Consider the following 18884-nt stretch of genomic DNA (forward strand, 5'->3'; position numbering starts at 1 on the left):
CGCCTTATTTGCACAGTGCAACAGAGAAGTTCTCCAGCACCGATTTCAGTTCTGCCAGGAATTTCGATGCCGGCGCACCGTCCACTGCTCTGTGGTCATAGGTGAGCGAAAGGCCCATCGCCGGATACGCCTTAAGCGCGCCGTCGGATTCACGAACACGCGTGGTGATGGTATCCACGCCGAGGATACCCGTCTGCGGCGGATTGATTACCGGCGTAAAGCTCTCCACGCCGAAAGAACCGACATTAGAAACCGTAAAGGAAGCGCCTGTCAGAAGGTCCGGATTGATATTGCCCTGCTGGCAGGATGCTGCCAGTGCTTTGGCCTCTCCGGCGATTTCATTGAGCGACTTTTGATCCGCATTGCGAATGGTCGGAACCATCAGGCCGCGGGGGGTATCCACTGCGATTCCCAGATGCACGCCTTTAAAGAACCGCATCATATCGTTTCCAATATAGTGCGCATTGAGCGCGCGGTGTTCTTCTTTTGCAAGCACGCGGGAAACCGCAAACAGCACAATATCATTGAGCGTAATATTGTTCAGGCTGAGTTTTTCCGCATTGGCCTTGAGCTTTTTGCGAAGCGCCATGATTTCTGTCGCATCAAAGGTCAAGGTGTGCGTCAGCTGCGGAATCGTCGTGAGAGAAAGCGTCATGGACTTTGCAATTGCCTTGCGGATTCCACTCATCTTCTCATCGGTGTATTCCGGCGCCGCTTCTGCCGCTACAGGCGCTGCTGCCGGAGCCGTTCCGATATCCGCAACAGCAAACCGTCCGCCAATGCCGGTACCGCCGGCACCCGCAAACGCACCCGAGGCCGCATAGGTTGCAGCCGGTCCTTTTTCCAGCAGCGTGCGGACGTCGCGTTCGATGACGCGGCCTTCCGCACCGGTCGGCGCTGCATAACGCAGATCCGTCCCGGTCTTTTCTGCAAGATGTTTTGCACGCGGGGAGGCTTTGACAAACCCATCTCCCGACGCTGCTGCAGAAGGCGCAGCCTGTACATTGGCAGCTGTTGTATCCGGAGCAGCAGCCGGCGCTTCTTCCGCGGCTTCCTCCGGCTCTTCTTCTTTCGCCGGAGCAAATTCTGCGGTGCTCTCGCCTTCCTGTCCGATGACGCAGACATTCGTCATAACCGGGACATCGTCGCCCTCTTTTGCGAACTGCTCCAGAAGGATTCCTTCGGCTTCCGAAGTCTCGTCAATCGTGGATTTGTCGGTTTCGTATGTAAAGAGCAGATCTCCGACCTTTACAGCGTCCCCTTTTTTCTTGTGCCACTCTGTCAGAATACAGCTTTCAACAGAAATTCCGACTTTCGGCATCATTACTGGTGTTGCCATTTGTTTTCTGTGCCTCCTGATTCTGTTTATTTGCATGCGCACGACAGGAAAACGGGCTCTCCCTTTCCTCTCGCGCGTAATCAGCGTGTTATTCCCAACGAATTTCCACATTTTGTGCCTGCGCCGCCTGTAAAAGTTCTGCCGGCGGCTCTTTTTCTGTAATCAGAACATCCACCGCTTCCAGCATCGCAAACGTAAACGGCATGGTATGGCCAAATTTACTGGAATCCGCAAGCATAATGGTTTTTTTCGCCTTTTTTACAATCCGCTTTTTCAGTTCACACTCGCTGTAATTTCCGCAGGTAAAGCCCGCGTCAACTGTAAAAGCAGACGGCGCCATGACAGCCAAATCGAAATTTAAATGTTCCACAAAATCGATGGACTGCATACCTGAAACTGAAAGCGTTTCCCGATTGACAAGACCGCCGATCAGATTGACACTCGGTGCATAACGCTTGGAAATTTCCAGGGCAATATTCGGCGCACTGGTCAGAATCGAAAGATGAATATCCGGCAAATTCTTCGCCAGTGTCATCAGTGTTGTTCCGGAGTCCAGGAAAATCGACCGTCCTGCGCTGATATAATCCGACGCAATCCGCGCGATATGGTTCTTGGATTCCTGATTCTGCGACAGACGCTGTTCGTAAAGGTCTTCCCGTCCTGCGCCCGGCAGCGATTTAATATATCGGATTCCGCCCTTGATGCGAACCGCCTCTCCGGCGTTCTCGAAATATTCCAAATCACGGCGTAAGGTCATCGAGGAGACCTCGGTAAAAATCTTCTCAAGCTCCTTTAAGGAAACAGCTCCCTTTTGCCGGAGAAGTTCCAGTATTTTCTGTCTTCGTTCAAAACTCACTGCAGAGTTCCCCTTTCTGCGCGTTTCCCAAATCAGGCCTGATATTGCAGAAAGCGCTCATATACGGCGTCCCATTTTTTGCAGTCCGCCGGAAGATACGTTTTGGTATTGGAAGAAGCGGCAACCGCCTGACGCACCTGAGAAAGGTTCTCAAATTCTCCGAGCGTCATCAGCTGTACCGCAATATTTCCGGTAACAGTCGCCTCCATCGGACCCGCAACCACTTTTTTGTTGCAGGCGTTCGCCGTAATCTGGCAGAGGAAACCGTCCTTAACACCGCCGCCGATCACATGGATCGTCTCATAGTTCCGGCCGGTGATATCTTCTACCATTTCCAGCGAACTGCGGTGTTTCAGGGCAAGGCTCTCATAGATACAGCGCATCACTTCTCCGCGGTTCTCTGGAACGGGCTGCCCGGTCCGTTTGCAGAATTCCCGCACACGGTTCGGCAAATTGCCCGGCATTTCAAATTCCGGCGCATTCGGATCGATAAAGGAACGGAACGGCTCTGCTGCCAGCGCCGCAACCTCCAGATCGTGATAACTTACGTCAAAGCCTTCCCTGCGCCACTGCCGCCTGGATTCCTGAATCAACCAAAGCCCCATTGTGCTTTTGAGCAGACGCGTTGTACGGTTGATTCCGCCTTCATTGGTCAGATTATAGTGCAGCGTTTTTTCGTTGATGCAAGGTTTTTCAAGCTCGGTTCCAAACAGTGACCAGGTTCCGCAGCTGATGTAGATAAAATCTTTTTCCTTCGTCGGAATTGCCGCTACTGCGGACGCCGTATCGTGCGCGGCAACCGAAATGACCGGCACCTTCGGAACGTCCAGCTCTTCGCAGATTGCATCGGAAAGCTCTCCGTAAATCGTGCCCGCGTCATGCAGTTTCGGCAAAATCCGTGTCGGAATGCCCAGCTTTTCCAGCATCTCATAGCACCAGTCGCCGGTATTCGGATTCATCAGCTGCGTGGTCGACGCCATGGTATACTCCGCGCTGATTTTTCCGGTCAGGAAATAAGAAAACAGATCTGGCATAAACAGGATTTTTTCCGTTCTCTCTAAGAGTTCCGGACGTTCCTTCGCAAGGTACATCAGCTGATACAGGCTGTTGATCCGCATAAACTGGATCCCTGTCTGCCGATAAACTTCTTCGCGCGGTACGGCCGCAAAGACTTCCTCCATCATGCGATCGGTCCGCAGATCCCGGTAATGCACCGGATTCTGCAAAAGATCGCCATGCCGGTCAATCAGACCGAAGTCGACGCCCCAGGTATCGATCGCAATGCTGTCGAAGCCGCCTTCCTGTTTTGCCTGTGTAATGCCGACCTTAATCTGCTGAAACAGATAAGGAAAATCCCAGTAGAGCGTCCCGTTAAGGGACACCGGGTTATTTTCAAACCGATGAATTTCCCGAAATTCAATTTTTCCGTTCTGGAAAGAACCGAGCATCGCCCGGCCGCTGGAAGCACCAAAGTCAAAAGCCAATACTTTTTTAGGCATTTCAAGTTCTCCTTTCCAAAATTAGTCCGCCGACCGGATTCCGATCTCATAATAATGGGCAACCCGATCCTGCATCTGTGGGTATCGTTTTTCTGTCTCCGCAGAGAACATTGCATCCGAAAGGCAAGCTGTCGCCGCAAGTTCGTGTCCGATCAGCGCCCAGGTCGAGGTGACCAGACGGGAATATTTTTCCGAGAGCACCAAGTCGTTCTTAAAGGACTGCCGCGGAGAGTTGATATCTTCCCCGCTGACCTCGAAAAGGTTTTCTTTTTCGCAGAGCCGATGCAGACGCTCGATCTGTTCGAAGGTATTTCGGGTCGGAGAATACGTCACCGCCTTAAATCCGCGGCGGCGCACTTCCGGAATGAGCGCATCCAGGAACGCATCTTCAAAGGTCTGCGCCTTTTTATCTCCAGTCACGGAATCTGTCACGTCGCCGAGATAAGCGTAAGCGGCAATTGCGCCGGTTTTCTTCGCAAGCGCGGTAAACGCGTCGATCGTGGCGCATTCCTCGGTTGCGTCCACGTAAAACTGCTCCACGAAATTCGCCTTGAGCACGCCGAGCAGATCATAGGCGTAAAATGGATTTTCCGCATCCGAAAGCAGCACGTGATTCTTTCCGGAAGGAATGATTCCGAAGTGCTCCTGCAAAAAGGCAAGCAGCGCTTCTCCCTTACCCGCTTTCTCAATCAGCTTTCCGCTGAGCGCATACAGCAGATGCCGCTCTGTCACCGTGCCGCCGTTCTTCGCTTCCGAAAGCGGAAGAATATCGCGGTCAAAATCCAGCACGATGCCCGTTCCCGCCAAAAGGCGGTTGAGATTATCGGTCATTTTACGGTTTCTTACGTTGCGCTTTTCACGCAGCGGCGCCATAAAAGCCTCGACCTCGTGCAGATTCTGATGCGGGATTCCATGCAGCCCGACATACGCCACTGTACACTGATCCGGATTATTCAGCCGGCGTCCGCGAAACGGCGTATCGGCAAAGCTGATCCGGCATTCGAGTGCAACTGTCGTCGCAATTCCGACAATTTTTCCCGCTTCGATAAATTCCTCTGCGCCCGCAACAGAGTCGTGATCCATAATTCCCGCTGTAACCAGGCCGTTCATCCACGCCGTGTAGACCGCCTTTGTCGGAGAATAGGGCGAAAAGGAGTACGTTGTATGGATATGGTTGTTGACATAGTTTCCCTCTGCCGGCGGCGGAAGCATTCCGCTGTCATGCAAAGCTTTCAGCTTTCGAAGCGCTGCAAGGCGCTCCTCCGGTGTTTTGGCGTTCAGCGCCGAAAGCAACGAATCGTATTCCATCTCTTGCAGCCCTCCTCAGTTGAGCATTGCCTGGCCGCCTGTTACAGGTACTGCCTGGCCGGTCTCATATTCCTGCTCCACAATATAGAAGATTGCCCGTGCGACATCCGGCACCCGGCACCCTCTGCGAAGCGGTGTTTTGGACTCATAATACGTTTTGACCTCCTCGATGCTTTTCGCACCCGGTACCTTGCCCGTCTCAAAATACTGCCGGAAAAGCCCCTTCTCCGGATCCGACCACAGCGGACCGTCATAGAAGTTGCCCGGGCAGACCGCATTCACCTTGATATTCTGCGGAGCAAGTTCATAGGCAAAACTCTGCGTCAGGCCGACACCGCCAAATTTGCTGCCCGCATAAGCAAAGTTCTTGCTGCTGCCCTGCAAGCCGGATTTCGAATTGATTTCGATAATGTCCATAAAATAATCCGGTGCAAAGCGGTGCTGGATTTTCATCACGGCACTCGCATATTTTGCACAGAGGAAATATGCGGTATAGTTGATCGAGGTGACCAATTCAAATACTTTCTTGGTCATCGTCTCAAGGTCGCCTGCCCGGACAATTCCCGCGCAGCTGACAAACACGTCCAGTCCGCCATAAGTCAGAACTGTTTTTTCCACCATGGCCTTGACGGAATCTTCTTCTGCAACATTGGCAGCGGCGGCAATTGCATGGCCGGCGCCATTCTTCGCACAAAGCGCCTCGGCACAGGCCTCTGCGCCCGCAGCATTCAGATCCGCGACCACCAGATAGGCGCCCTGATCGGCCATCGCCTGCGCAATGCCTTCTCCAAAGCCCTGCGCGCCGCCTGTAACAACAGCAATTTTTCCCTGCAGACGTTTTGCAGATACTGCAGAAGCGCTTACCTTGCTGCGATAGCTCTCCACTTCCCAATGCACAATAAAGTCAACAAATTCCGGAAGCATCGGATGCGCGCCGCCGAAGCTTTCGCTGTAAACTGCAACCTTCATGGCATCCCGCAGCAACGCCTTCGTGATCCGAACCGCCTTGGGATCTGCACCGCATACAAAGAACCCGAGTCCTTCCACCGCAACTACGCGCGGCGCATATCCGTTTTTCGTCTCATATGCCGTCCACGCAGCCTTTAGCGTTTCATACTGTGCTTCCAGTTCTTCTTCTTTCTTTACAAAAAGCGGATACGCCTTGCAATAGACGATATGATCCGGAGAAAACGGCTGTTCCAGCGGACGGAACGCCTCTTTGGACGCTGCGAAAGCCGCAGCGGTCTCATTGCACACAAATTCCGCAATTGCCTGCCCGTTCGGAGAAGCCAGCATCCGGATTGCCGGTGCAAGCGCGACCGCCCGTTCGGTACAAAACGCTGCCGGCGCAAAGGAAGGCGTCTTCTGCACGCGTGCCTTCAGAGCATCCATTATGCTTTGGCTGAGTGCATCGATTTCTTCCACGCTGTCCGCCGCATAGAAAATTCCGTGATTCTGCAGAATCAGGATCTGTGCGCTGCGGCCGGTTTTGGCTTTCTGCGCTTCCAAAGCATCCTTGCAATATTTCGCGAGGCTATACCCGGGCTTTACAAAATCGACCCAGACAATTTTGTCGCCGAACAGTTCCTCGGCAATTTTTTTGCCGTCCATGCCGCAGGTCAAACCATTGACCAGCGCCGGATGGACATGTAAAACGAAACGATAGGGGAATAAATTGTGCAGCGGCGTTTCCACGCTGGGACGCTTTGCCCCGGGCACACGCACCGCCGCCATCATTTTTTCCAGAGCAAGTGCTTCCCGCGCCTCATCTTCCTGCGGATACTGCGCATTGAGCATCTCTGTCAGCAATTCACGGTTCATCGCGACAAAATCTTCCGGACGGATTTCCGCCAAAGACACACCGGAAGGCTTGATATAAAGGGTATCCTCATCCTTATAGGACGTATTGCCGCCGCCGGCAAGGACATAGTCTGCGTCTGCGCCATATCGGTTTGACATGGCTGCCAATTGTTTCAGTCCATTTTCCATGCTGATTTCCATCCTTCTTCTGATTTAAAATTCACATTTTCACATCAAAATGTGAATTTTTGATTATTTTTACACCACAATGTTAATAATATATATATCGTAACATTTTGTCAAGGAAAATCGGCCTTCTTTTCCCATAAAATATTCATTTCTAGAAGACATCTGGCTTTTGCACCGACACTTTCGATTTTCCGCCTGTCTCCTCGCCTTTTCTGACAAAAAGGCGATTTGAAACAACACCCTTTTGTTCAGCTGTACAAACCCAAAACTTATTCTTTACAATCTATTTTGGATGTGCTAGAATGAAGAAAATTTGAAGTGACGGATGGAGTTTTTTCTCATGAAAAACCGTTTGTTTACAGCTGCATATGTGTTTTATTTTCGCTTTGCCTTTTACTTTATGGGCAAGGCTTATTTGGGTTTCGCTGCAAACAAAGCGCTTTCCGTGGGAACCTGCTGAAAAACAGGAACACACCAGAAAAAACCGCTCCGCAGTGAAATCACTGCGGAGCTTTTTTATTGTCGCTTATCCCCATTCGTGCGCAGCAGAAACCAATCCAGATTTTAAACAGGAGGAGTGCACCATGATCGTATTATTAAAGGAAAACCCGAATGCTTCCCAGCTGGAAAACTTAATGAACTGGCTGAAAAGCTTTGACATCGAAGTACACGTCAGCAAAGGAATCCATCAAACCATTCTCGGCCTGATCGGCGACACCTCTCTGCTGGATATTGATCTGCTCAAAGCGCTCGATATTGTAGAGGATGTCAAGCGGATTCAGGAGCCCTATAAAAATGCGAACCGAAAATTCCATCCACAGGACACCATTGTCGACGTCCACGGGGTCAAAATTGGAGGCGGCAATTTTCAGATCATCGCCGGCCCCTGTTCGGTAGAATCTGAAGCACAGATCTGCGGCATTGCCAAAAGCGTCAAAGCCTCCGGCGCAACTTTGCTGCGCGGCGGCGCGTTCAAACCGCGCACCTCGCCATACGCGTTCCAGGGCCTTCGGGACGAAGGCATTTCCCTGCTTTTGGAAGCGAAAAAAGAGACCGGTCTCCCCATTGTCACCGAAATCATGGATCTTTCCCAGCTTCACCTGTTTGAAGACGTCGACGTCATTCAGGTCGGTGCCAGAAACATGCAAAATTTCGAGCTGCTGAAAGAACTCGGTCATATCAAAAAACCGATCCTTTTAAAAAGAGGTCTCTCGAGCACCCTGCAGGAACTTTTGATGAGTGCAGAATACATTATGGCGGGCGGAAACCCCAACGTCATTCTCTGCGAACGCGGAATCCGCACATTCGAAACTGCTACCAGAAACACCCTGGACATCTCGGCAATTCCGGTACTGAAAAGTCTTTCCCATCTTCCGGTTATTGTCGATCCGAGCCACAGTACCGGCATTTCCCGGTTCGTCCCGCCAATGGCAGTTGCTTCGGCCGCCGCAGGCGCTGACGGCCTGATCATCGAAGTGCATAACGATCCGCAGCACGCACTTTGCGATGGCGCACAATCCCTGACGCCGCAGCAGTTCGACGATGTCGTCAAGGCGGTTCATGCGGTTCTTCCATACGCCTATCACCGGTAATTGGATTTTGGATGTTTCTTCAAATCGTTTCTACGCAATTTAATTTAACGTACGATAGAAAGGAAGGCTTTTCATGGAAATCGGAATTGTCGGGCTGGGCCTGATCGGCGGATCTCTCGCAAAAACCGTTCAAATGCATACGGAGCACACCGTGTATGGTCGGGATCTCCGTCAGCCGGTCGTTTTAAAGGCCAAACTCATAGATGCAATTGATGGCGAACTGACAGATTCGCGTATAGAAACCTGTGATCTTCTGATTCTTGCGCTCTACCCGGACGATACCGTCGCATTCCTGCGCGAAAACGCAGACCGCATCCGCCCCGGAACCATCGTCGTGGATTGCTGCGGCATTAAGCGCCCGGTCTGCAACGCCGCTTTCCCGCTTGCAAGCGCGCACGGTTTCACCTTTGTCGGCGGTCATCCGATGGCCGGAATTGAGCATTCCGGATTTGATTTTGCAAAAGGGACGCTCTTTGAAGGCGCATCCATGATTTTGGTTCCGGATCCGCTTGTGGATATCGCCGTTTTGGAACAGCTCAAAACTTTCTTTCTCTCCATCGGGTTTGGCTCCATCAAACTTTCCACACCGGAAGAGCACGATCACATTATCGCCTACACCTCTCAGCTCGCCCATGTTCTCTCCAGCGCCTATGTCAAAAGTCCTTCCGCGCTGGCGCACGTCGGATTTTCCGCCGGAAGCTTTAAGGATATGACTCGCGTCGCAACGCTGAACGAGACCATGTGGACAGAACTGTTTTTGGAAAACAGGGACTATCTCGCAGAGGAAGTAGCCGGGCTGATTGAACGCCTGCAAAGCTATCTCGACGCAATTTCCGCAGAAGACGCCCCGGCGCTTCAGGCTCTCCTGCGCGAAGGCAGGGAACGCAAGGCCGTTTTGAACCAAAAGGAGCTTGCCTTATGACGCGCGTCACGGTGGGAACCGGAAAATCTTATGACGTCCTCATCGGACGCGGCCTGCTCCAGGACACCGGCAAATTCATCCGCACAGCGGTCAATCGATGCACTGCCGCCGTGATTACCGATGACCGCGTCGACACACTGTACGGAGACTGCGTGTGCGACTCGCTCAAAAGCGCCGGCTTCCGGGTGCTCCGATATGTTTTTCCGCATGGAGAGGCCTCCAAAAGCCTTTCGACCTATGCCGACATTCTTGCGTTTCTCGCACAGAATCAGGTTACGCGGTCTGATATTCTCATCGCGCTCGGCGGCGGTGTCACCGGCGATCTCACAGGCTTCTGTGCGGCAAGCTATTTGCGCGGAATTCGGTTTGTGCAGATTCCGACAACCTTTTTGGCAGCGGTAGACTCTTCTGTCGGCGGAAAGACCGGCGTCAACCTAGAGGCTGGGAAAAATCTCGTCGGCGCCTTCTGGCAACCGTCGCTGGTTCTTTGTGACTGCGACACCTTTGCAACACTCTCACCGGAAATTTTTGCAGACGGCGCGGCGGAAACCATTAAATACGGCGTCATTGCCGACCGGAACTTATTTGCTTCCCTGCAGGAAGACGGGTTCACTTCGAAATTGACCGACACCGTAACGCGCTGCGTACAGATCAAAAGCCAGATTGTCTCCCGTGATGAGTTCGACACCGGCGAGCGGCAGCTGCTCAATTTCGGTCACACCGTCGGGCATGCGATTGAAAAGCAAAGTCAGTTTTCGATTTCCCACGGCCATGCGGTCGCGATCGGAATGACGGTCGTCAGCCGTGCAGCGGAAGCACAAGGATTGTGCGCCGGATGCGCTGCGCCGCTGGAAGCTCTGCTAAAACAGAGCGGGCTGCCCACCGTTTCGCCTTATGGGCTTTCGTGCCTGTTGTCCGGTATGGCTTCGGACAAAAAACGTTCAGGCAATACGATCCAGCTTGTCGTGCCCGCTGAACTTGGGCGGTGCGTTTTGCGTCCGATGCCGCTCGAACAGCTGCGGGATTTTTTATCCGACGGATTTCTTGAAAAAGGAGGCTAACCGATGGATCTCGAAATTTCTCCCTCCACGTTATGCGGATCGATTCCGGCACAGCCTTCGAAATCCGCTGCACACCGCGCACTGATCTGTGCCGCGCTGGCAGACCGCCCCACGGAGATCCAAATCCGCACCCTTTCAGCGGATATCCGGGCAACACTCGCCTGTCTGACAGCGCTCGGCGCGGCCTTTTCGCCGGCCGTGCAGGGAATCCGCGTACTGCCAATTTCCAAACCCGCCGCCTCTGCCGTTCTGGACTGCGGAGAGAGCGGATCGACCTTGCGGTTTCTGCTGCCGGTAGCTGCCGTATTGTGTCCGGAAAGCAAATTTCTCGGGCATGGGCGCCTGCCAAACCGGCCGCTTACACCGCTGACCACGCAGATGCAGGCGCACGGATGCGTCTTTTCGCAGCAGGCGCTTCCGTTTACGGTATACGGTCCGCTTTCACCCGGCATTTTTTCACTTCCCGGGAACATCAGCTCTCAATACCTTTCCGGTCTGCTCTTCGCGTTACCGCTTTTGTCGGAGGACAGTGAGATTCAGCTCACGGCAAGGCTGGAATCGTCGGCTTATGTGGACATGACGCTGCAAACACTTCGCCGGTTTGGCGTAGACGTTTCGGTATCCGAAACCGGATACCGCATCTCCGGCGCATCTTCATACCGCTCTCCGGGCAACCTTTCTATAGAAGGCGATTGGTCAAATGCGGCCTTTTTCCTGACTGCCGCCCTGTTTGGGCATTCTGTTTCCGTCACCGGTCTATCTCCCAATTCGGCGCAGGGCGATCGCGCCATTGTGCCGCTTCTTGCGCAGTTCCGAAGCGCTGCTGCACGCCGGGAAATCGATGTTTCCGGCATTCCGGATCTTGTGCCGATTCTCGCGGTCGCAGCCTGCGGAACAAGCGGGACAACCCTTCTTGCCAATGCCGCCCGGCTGCGTCTGAAGGAAAGCGACCGGTTATCGACCACCACTGCCATGCTGACCGCACTGGGCGCCCCCATTGAAGAGCGGCCCGACGCGCTGGTAATTCACGGCGGGGCGCCGCTCCACGGTGCGACGGTGGATTCCTTTGGCGATCACCGCATCGCCATGGCCGCTGCAATCGCAGCCCTTTTGTGCAGCAGCGCTGTCCGGATCCGCAATGCGGAGGCCGTCAACAAATCTTACCCGGATTTTTATCACGATTTTCAGAAATTGGGAGGAATCGTCCATGGCGTCTGAATTCGGAAAACAGCTTAAAATCTCCATTTTCGGAGAATCTCACGGCCCGGCCATCGGCGTCGTGATCGACGGTCTGCCGGCCGGAGAGGCCCTCAACCTCTCTGTTTTGCAGCAATTTCTCGCCCGCCGCGCACCGGGGCAAAACCGGATGACAACCGCGCGGAAAGAACCGGATCTCCCACAGATTCTCTCCGGCGTTTTGGCGGGCAAAACGACCGGCGCGCCGCTCTGCGCCGTGATTCAGAACACGGACATGCACGCTTCTGACTATGCGAATCTCCGGGATATTCCGCGGCCGTCTCACGCCGATTATCCGGCCTTTCTGCACTATCACGGTTATCAGGACATTCGCGGCGGCGGCCATTTCTCCGGACGTTTGACTGCGCCGCTCTGCATCGCGGGGGGAATCTGTCTGCAGATTCTCGGCCGACGCGGCATTTTCGTCGGCTCTCATCTCGCCTCTGTCGGCCCGGTTTCTGACTGGCGGTTCGACGCGGCGTCCGTCACGCCGGAGCTGCTCTCTTCACTCTGCCAAAAATCGTTTCCCGTTCTCAGCGAGGAGGCCGGCATCAAAATGCAGGCGGAAATCGACGACGCCCGCAAGGCGCTCGATTCTGTCGGCGGCACCATTGAATGCGCCGTAACCGGATACCCTGCCGGTATCGGCGGCCCCATGTTCGACGGTGTAGAAAACCGGCTTTCGGCGGCCTTGTTCGGCATTCCGGCCGTGCGCGGCGTCGAATTTGGCGCCGGATTTGATGCAGCCGCAATGCGCGGCTCTGCACACAATGACGCATATTGCTGCCGCGAGGGACAAATTATCACACAAACCAACCGGCACGGCGGCATTCTCGGCGGCATTTCTACCGGCATGCCGATCGTATTCCGCGTCGCCATCAAGCCGACCCCTTCCATTGCGCAGGAACAGGATTCCGTCAGCCTTTCCCGTATGGAACCGGTCAAACTGCAAATCAAAGGACGGCACGACCCCTGCATTGCCGTTCGGGCGCTTCCGTGCGTAGAAGCAGCAGCGGCCGCTGTTCTTTTGGATCTTCTGCTCAGCGAATCAAACTAGAAGGAGGACTTCTCATGGATCTCACAGATTATCGGGCACAAATCGACAGCATCGACGACCAGCTCATGGAGCTTTTCAACCAACGGATGCAGATCAGTGCAAAAATCGCGGAATACAAATCCGCCCACCACATTGGAACCAAGGTCAAAAGCCGGGAACGCAGCATTCTCAGCCGTGTTTCAGAACAGGCAGACGAGGGGCTGGACGGCTATGCACGCGTTCTCTTCTCCACATTGTTTGATGTCAGCCGCGCTTACCAGAACAGCTTAAACGCGACAGAGACCGCACTTTCCCGCGAACTTACAGAAGCTGTCCAAAACACGCCGGCGCTGTTCCCGACAAAGGGTGTCGTTGCCTGCCAGGGGGTGGAAGGCGCATACTCGCAGATTGCCTGCGATAAGCTCTTTTCTTTCGCCAATATTCTATATTTCAAAACATTTGAGGGCGTCTTCCAGGCCGTTGAAAAAGGGCTTTGCGAATTCGGAATTTTACCGATTGAAAACAGCTCCTACGGAAGCGTCAATGAAGTCTATGATTTGATGCGGCACTTCAATTTTCATATTGTCCGCAGCCTAAAGCTCAAAATTGACCATGCGCTTTTGGCGAAACCCGGCAAACAGCTTTCCGATATCAAAGAGATTTTCTCCCATGAACAGGCGCTCGGCCAGTGCAGTGCCTTTTTAAAACAGCTGGGAGATGTCAAAATTACAGTTTGTGAAAACACGGCTGCAGCCGCAAAAATGGTCTCCGATTCCGACCGAGAAGACATCGCCGCAATTTCCTCTCATGAATGCGCGGAACTTTACGGACTTTCCATTCTTTCCGATGACATTCAGAACAGCGACAGCAATTTCACCCGCTTCATCTGCATCACCAAGGATCTGCGGATTTTCCCCGGTTCCAATAAGATCAGCCTGATGCTCTCGCTGCCGCACCGCCCGGGTGCACTCTATGCGTTCATGTCCAAAATCGCGGCGCTCGGTCTGAATGTTTCCAAACTCGAAAGCCGGCCGATTCCGGGAAAAGACTTTGAATTTCTGTTCTATTTTGACATCGACGCTTCCGTAATTTCTCCGGAAGTGATTCATTTCCTGAGCGACCTTTCCAAGGAACCGGAGATGTTCATGTTCCTCGGGAATTATTCTGAAGCTTAATGAAAAGGGGCAGTCGCCATATGATCTGCGGTCTGATCGGGGAGAAGCTCTCGCACAGCTATTCCAAACGCATTCACAATCGAATCGCCGACTACGATTATGCACTTTACAGTCTCCCGCCGGAAGCGCTTGCCGCGTTTCTGCAGGGGGAATACCGCGGAATGAATGTCACCATTCCCTACAAAAAAGCGGTGATTCCCTTTTGCGATACGCTCTCCGATACTGCCCGGACAATCGGCAGTGTCAATACGCTGGTGCGGGATAAGGACGGCCTACTGCACGGCTACAATACGGACAGCGCCGGATTTTTGTCCATGGCTGCCCGGGCCGGGATCTCTTTTCAAGACAAAAAAGTTCTGATTCTCGGTACCGGCGGAACCTCTCTGACGGTATCGTATGCCGTTCGGCAGGCCGGCGCACGCGAAACCGTTTTGGTCTCCCGAAACGGCCCGATCCATTACGAAAATGTTTCCGAAAAAGCCGGAGATGCGCAAATTCTTGTAAACACCACGCCTTGCGGGATGTTTCCGCATAATGGCGGCCGTCTTCTGGATCTCTCGAAATTCCCCCTGTGCTGCGGCGTGCTCGACGTGGTCTACAACCCCCTGCGCACCCAGCTGATTCTCGATGCACAGGCATTGGGAATTCCCTGCTCCGGCGGGCTGCCGATGCTTGTCGCGCAGGCGGTGGAGGCCTCCCGCCTTTTCACGGGAACTCCGCTTCCTACAGAAACCACGGAAACGGTTCTGCGGGAACTGCTTGCAGAGGCCGAAAACATTGTGCTGATCGGAATGCCCGGCAGCGGAAAATCCTCTGTCGGCGCAGCGGTTGCCGAACGGTTAAACCGGGAACTGCTCGACACCGATTTGCTGATCGAAAAATCTGCCGGCATGCGGATTCCGGAAATTTTTGCGCGCTTTGGAGAAGCTGAATTCCGAAAGCTCGAACGCACGATTTGTGCGGAATGCGGAAAGCAGACCGGAAAGGTCATTGCCACCGGCGGCGGTGCGCCGCTTTTCCCGGAAAATGTCGCCGCCTTACGGCAAAACGGGCGAGTCTATCTGCTCACCCGCGCACTTTCCGATCTGGCTACCGAAGGCCGCCCGCTCTCAAAAGATACCGCAACGCTGGCGGTCATGGAACAAGAGCGCCTGCCCTTCTATCAGGCTGCCAGCGATCAGACCATCCGTAATCATGCGTCCGTCCCGGCCGCTGCGCTTGCAATTGAGGAGGATTTTTATGAAGCTACTCGTTCTTAACGGACCCAACATCAATTTACTCGGCATTCGTGAAAAGGCCGTCTATGGCAGCGAATCCTATGACGCCCTGCTCGCGCTGGTGCAAAAAGCCGGTTCGGACTGCGGCGTCTCCGTCGATACGTTTCAGTCGAATCACGAGGGCGCCATTGTCGACGCGATCCAGGCGGCCTACGGTGTTTATGACGGAATTGTCATCAACCCTGCCGCTTATACGCACACCAGCATCGCCATCCTGGACGCGCTGAAGGCGGTTTCCATTCCGGCTGTGGAGGTTCATATTTCCGATGTCCGGAAGCGGGAAGACTTCCGACAGATTTCCTACGCGGGAATGGCCTGCATCAAGTCCTTTATCGGGCTTGGGCTGGACGGCTACCGACAGGCCATTTTCTTTTTGGCCGATTATTTAAAACAGGCGTAATCACCGGGCTTTCCTTCGCTGGAAAGCCCGGTTTCTCTTCTTTGCGCGCCATTGCCAGCCTGTGCGCCGCATGTTATAATAAGGCTATTCTTGCAACGAACGATTTCCCGCAGTGCGCGTTCACGGTTTTCTGCAGTTCGCGCTTCTGCATCGTATTTTATTGGGAAAGCTGGGATATTATGCCTCGTTTTTTTATCGATGCCGCTGTACAGGAGACGGTTTTTCTCTCCGGGGAGGACGGCCGCCATATTGCCCGGTCTCTGCGTATGCAGACGGGCGATTTGCTGACGCTCTGCGACGGCAACGGAAAGGACTACCTCTGCCGCATCACCTCCATTCTCGGTGACGATGTGACCGCAGCGGTGGAATCCTGCCATCCTTCTCTCGGAGAGCCTGATTGTACGGTTACGCTCTATCAGGGCCTTCCAAAAGCGGATAAGATGGATCATATTGTGCAAAAAGCCGTTGAGACCGGCGCTTCCCGAATTGTTCCGGTTTTGACAGAACGCTGTATTTCCCGTCCGGATCCGAAATCCGCTGAAAAGAAACGGCTCCGCTGGGAAAAAATCGCCGCAGAGGCCGCCAAACAGTGTGAACGCGGAAAGCTTCCGGTTGTCTCGGCTCTCTCCTCTTTTTCCAGTGCGCTGAACGAAGCGTGCGCAAACGGACCGGTTCTGTTCTTCTATGAAGGCGGCGGAGAGAATCTGCGAGAGTTGCTTCCAACGCTTCCTTGTAAAACACTTTCCATTTTTATTGGGCCGGAAGGCGGATTTGCACCGTCCGAAGCAGCGCTTGCGCGATCCTTCGGTGCGCATTTTGCAACGCTTGGGCCGCGGATTCTCCGAACGGAAACGGCTCCGACTGCTGCGTTGACCGCCATCATGCTCCTGACCGGAAATCTCGATACGGAGGCCAGACGATATGCCGAATAAAACCGTTCTGATTACCGGCGCATCCCGCGGAATCGGACGGGAAACCGCGCTTGCATTTGCGCGCGCGGGCTATCAGGTTGCCGCAAACTACCATCAAAGCTACGAACAGGCGCTGTCCCTCTGTGCAGAAGTCCGGGCCTTCGGCGGCATCTGCGAAGCCTTTTCGGCGGACGTTTCTTGCCGCGAGGCGGTTTTTGCCATGGTAAACGCTGTCCGCAGCCGGTTCGGGCAGATCGATATTCTGATCAACAATGCCGGCATTGCCCAACAAAAGCTTTTTACCGATCTGACCGAAGCAGATTGGAGTCACATGCTCCGCGTAAACCTCGACAGCGTTTTTCACTGCTGTCAGGCCGTCTTGCCGGAAATGATTCACCGAAAATCAGGCTGCATTCTCAACGTCTCTTCGATGTGGGGACAGGTTGGCGCGTCCTGCGAGGTTTCCTATTCCGCCTCCAAAGCCGCTGTGATCGGGCTGACAAAGGCGCTAGCAAAAGAAGTCGGACTTTCCGGAATCCGGGTCAACTGCATTGCGCCCGGATTTATTGAAACCGAGATGAACCGGACCCTTTCCGATGAAGATCGTGCGCTGCTGTTTGAGGAAATTCCGCTTGGAACAGGCGGGTCTCCGGCAGATGTCGCCCAAACCGCGCTCTTTCTCGCTTCTTCTGCCGCCCGGTATCTCACCGGACAGGTCATTAGCGTAAACGGCGGAATGGTTGTTTAATCAGGCTTCCCGGTATTTGCAACGCCTGCCGTTCGGAATCCAGTCAAAAATCAATTTCTGATATGCAAAAATCCCGTTTAGAAGCAGCTGCTTCTGAACGGGATCTTTTTTATTGGGAAATTTAGAAATCTACTTTTTCTGCGATGTAATCGACCAGCTTCTCGATTGCAACGCGCTCCTGCTGCATGGTATCGCGGTCGCGAACCGTGACACAGCCATCAGTCTCGCTGTCGAAATCATACGTGATGCAGAACGGCGTTCCGATTTCATCCTGACGGCGATACCGTTTGCCGATGGAACCGGACTCGTCGTACTCGACCATAAACCGTTTGGCAAGCGTCTGATAAACTGCCTGCGCTTTTTCTCCCAGCTTCTTGGAAAGCGGAAGAACCGCCGCTTTGTACGGCGCCAAATACGGATGGAGATGCAGTACCACACGGGTATCATTTTCGCTTACTTTTTCCTCATCGTAAGCATCACACAGGAACGCCAGTGCAACGCGGTCAGCACCCAAGGATGGCTCGACGACATACGGGACATACCGTTCGTTTGCTTCCTGGTCAAAATAATCCAGCGCCTTGCCGGAATGTTTGATGTGCTGGGTCAGATCGTAATCGGTACGGTCTGCAATTCCCCAAAGTTCACCCCAACCAAACGGGAACAAGAATTCAATATCCGTTGTCGCCTTGGAATAGAAGGAGAGCTCTTCGGCAGAATGATCGCGCAGACGCATATTTTCTTCCTTCATGCCGAGCGACAAGAGCCAGTTTTTGCAGAAATCTTTCCAATAATAGAACCAATCGAGATCTGTATCCGGTTTGCAGAAGAATTCCAGTTCCATCTGTTCAAACTCACGCGTACGGAACGTAAAGTTGCCCGGCGTAATCTCATTGCGGAAGCTCTTTCCGATTTGTGCAACACCGAACGGAATCTTCTTCCGTGTGGTACGCTGAATATTTGCGAAGTTGACAAAGATGCCCTGCGCTGTTTCCGGACGGAGGAACAATTCACTTTTCGAATCCTCTGTAACACCCTGGAATGTTTTAAACATCAAGTTGAATTTCCGGATCTCTGTAAAGTTTGTGCTGCCGCAAGCCGGGCATTTGATGTTATGCTCTTTGATGTACTGGAACATTTCTTCGTTGGACCATCCGTCCGCCGTAACGCCATCCGCGTCCTCAATGAGTTTATCCGCGCGATGCCGGGCTTTGCAGTCTTTGCAGTCCATCAGCGGATCCGAAAAGCCGCCGACGTGGCCGGATGCCACCCAGGTTTGCGGATTCATCAGAATCGCCGCATCGAGGCCAACATTGTATGGGCTTTCCTGTACAAACTTTTTGTGCCATGCACGCTTGACATTATTTTTGAATTCCACACCGAGCGGACCGTAATCCCACGTATTGGAGAGTCCGCCGTAAATCTCCGAGCCGGGATACACGAATCCGCGTCCCTTACACAGCGCGACAATTTGATCCATGGATTTTTCTGTTGCCAACATAGTTCTTTTCCTCCGTCTCTTGTTTTTATATGCTGAT

General features: G+C 53.5%; 16 protein-coding genes. 10 read left to right on the forward strand and 6 right to left on the reverse strand.

Features of this window, described 5'->3' with window-relative positions:
- Nucleotides 1-4: 4 nt before the first annotated feature.
- The 5 genes from IAG03_RS11690 to IAG03_RS11710 form a co-directional block, all read right to left on the reverse strand.
- The gene (locus IAG03_RS11690) at nucleotides 5-1339 is read right to left on the reverse strand and encodes a dihydrolipoamide acetyltransferase family protein (protein ID WP_249320213.1); all 1335 of its coding nucleotides are present in this window, start codon (nucleotides 1337-1339) and stop codon (nucleotides 5-7) included.
- An 88-nt stretch (nucleotides 1340-1427) separates the two neighbouring features.
- Nucleotides 1428-2195 carry a DeoR family transcriptional regulator gene (locus IAG03_RS11695; RefSeq protein ID WP_249320214.1) on the reverse strand — a complete coding sequence of 256 codons (768 nt, stop codon included), beginning with the start codon at nucleotides 2193-2195 and terminating at the stop codon, nucleotides 1428-1430.
- Nucleotides 2196-2227: 32 nt separating this feature from the next.
- A complete protein-coding gene (locus tag IAG03_RS11700; RefSeq protein WP_249320215.1) occupies nucleotides 2228-3694 on the reverse strand; it encodes a rhamnulokinase in 1467 nt (488 codons plus the stop codon).
- A 21-nt stretch (nucleotides 3695-3715) separates the two neighbouring features.
- Nucleotides 3716-5002, reverse strand: a complete 1287-nt coding sequence (locus IAG03_RS11705) for a PHP domain-containing protein (RefSeq protein WP_249320216.1) — start codon at nucleotides 5000-5002, stop codon at nucleotides 3716-3718.
- Between the two features lie 15 nt (nucleotides 5003-5017).
- Complete coding sequence (locus IAG03_RS11710) at nucleotides 5018-6991, reverse strand: SDR family NAD(P)-dependent oxidoreductase (protein ID WP_249320217.1); 1974 nt, start codon at nucleotides 6989-6991, stop codon at nucleotides 5018-5020.
- A 584-nt stretch (nucleotides 6992-7575) separates the two neighbouring features.
- On the opposite strand from IAG03_RS11710, the gene aroF reads away from it, so the two are divergent.
- The 10 genes from aroF (at nucleotide 7576) to ymfI (ending at nucleotide 17349) form a co-directional block, all read left to right on the forward strand.
- Nucleotides 7576-8583: a 3-deoxy-7-phosphoheptulonate synthase gene (gene aroF / locus IAG03_RS11715; protein WP_249320218.1), complete on the forward strand. Its 1008-nt coding sequence runs from the start codon at nucleotides 7576-7578 to the stop codon at nucleotides 8581-8583.
- A 73-nt stretch (nucleotides 8584-8656) separates the two neighbouring features.
- A complete protein-coding gene (locus IAG03_RS11720; protein WP_249320219.1) occupies nucleotides 8657-9505 on the forward strand; it encodes a prephenate dehydrogenase in 849 nt (282 codons plus the stop codon).
- Entirely contained in the window at nucleotides 9502-10566 is a 1065-nt protein-coding gene (gene aroB, locus IAG03_RS11725; protein ID WP_249320220.1) for a 3-dehydroquinate synthase, read from the forward strand. The genes IAG03_RS11720 and aroB overlap by 4 nt, the downstream gene beginning before the upstream one ends.
- Before the next feature lie 3 nt (nucleotides 10567-10569).
- Nucleotides 10570-11784 (forward strand): 3-phosphoshikimate 1-carboxyvinyltransferase, encoded by a 1215-nt coding sequence (aroA, locus tag IAG03_RS11730; protein ID WP_249320221.1) that lies wholly within the window; start codon nucleotides 10570-10572, stop codon nucleotides 11782-11784.
- A complete protein-coding gene (aroC, locus tag IAG03_RS11735; RefSeq protein ID WP_249320222.1) occupies nucleotides 11774-12859 on the forward strand; it encodes a chorismate synthase in 1086 nt (361 codons plus the stop codon). The genes aroA and aroC overlap by 11 nt, the downstream gene beginning before the upstream one ends.
- Nucleotides 12860-12873: 14 nt before the next feature.
- Nucleotides 12874-14013 (forward strand): bifunctional chorismate mutase/prephenate dehydratase, encoded by a 1140-nt coding sequence (locus IAG03_RS11740; protein ID WP_249320223.1) that lies wholly within the window; start codon nucleotides 12874-12876, stop codon nucleotides 14011-14013.
- A 20-nt stretch (nucleotides 14014-14033) separates the two neighbouring features.
- On the forward strand, nucleotides 14034-15272 hold the full coding sequence (locus IAG03_RS11745; RefSeq protein WP_249320224.1) for a shikimate kinase: 1239 nt from the start codon (nucleotides 14034-14036) through the stop codon (nucleotides 15270-15272).
- Nucleotides 15253-15690: a type II 3-dehydroquinate dehydratase gene (gene aroQ, locus IAG03_RS11750; RefSeq protein ID WP_249320225.1), complete on the forward strand. Its 438-nt coding sequence runs from the start codon at nucleotides 15253-15255 to the stop codon at nucleotides 15688-15690. Before IAG03_RS11745 ends, aroQ begins: the two co-directional genes overlap by 20 nt.
- A gap of 179 nt (nucleotides 15691-15869) precedes the next feature.
- A complete protein-coding gene (locus IAG03_RS11755; RefSeq protein ID WP_249320226.1) occupies nucleotides 15870-16622 on the forward strand; it encodes a 16S rRNA (uracil(1498)-N(3))-methyltransferase in 753 nt (250 codons plus the stop codon).
- The gene (gene ymfI, locus IAG03_RS11760) at nucleotides 16612-17349 is read left to right on the forward strand and encodes an elongation factor P 5-aminopentanone reductase (protein WP_249320227.1); all 738 of its coding nucleotides are present in this window, start codon (nucleotides 16612-16614) and stop codon (nucleotides 17347-17349) included. Before IAG03_RS11755 ends, ymfI begins: the two co-directional genes overlap by 11 nt.
- 121 nt (nucleotides 17350-17470) lie before the next feature.
- On the opposite strand, the gene IAG03_RS11765 is transcribed toward ymfI, so the two are convergent.
- Complete coding sequence (locus IAG03_RS11765) at nucleotides 17471-18847, reverse strand: glycine--tRNA ligase (protein WP_249320228.1); 1377 nt, start codon at nucleotides 18845-18847, stop codon at nucleotides 17471-17473.
- Between the last annotated feature and the right edge of the window lie 37 nt (nucleotides 18848-18884).

The sequence above is a fragment of the Yeguia hominis genome (genome assembly GCF_014384705.1).
Taxonomy (GTDB): Bacteria; Bacillota; Clostridia; order Oscillospirales; family Acutalibacteraceae; genus Yeguia; species Yeguia hominis.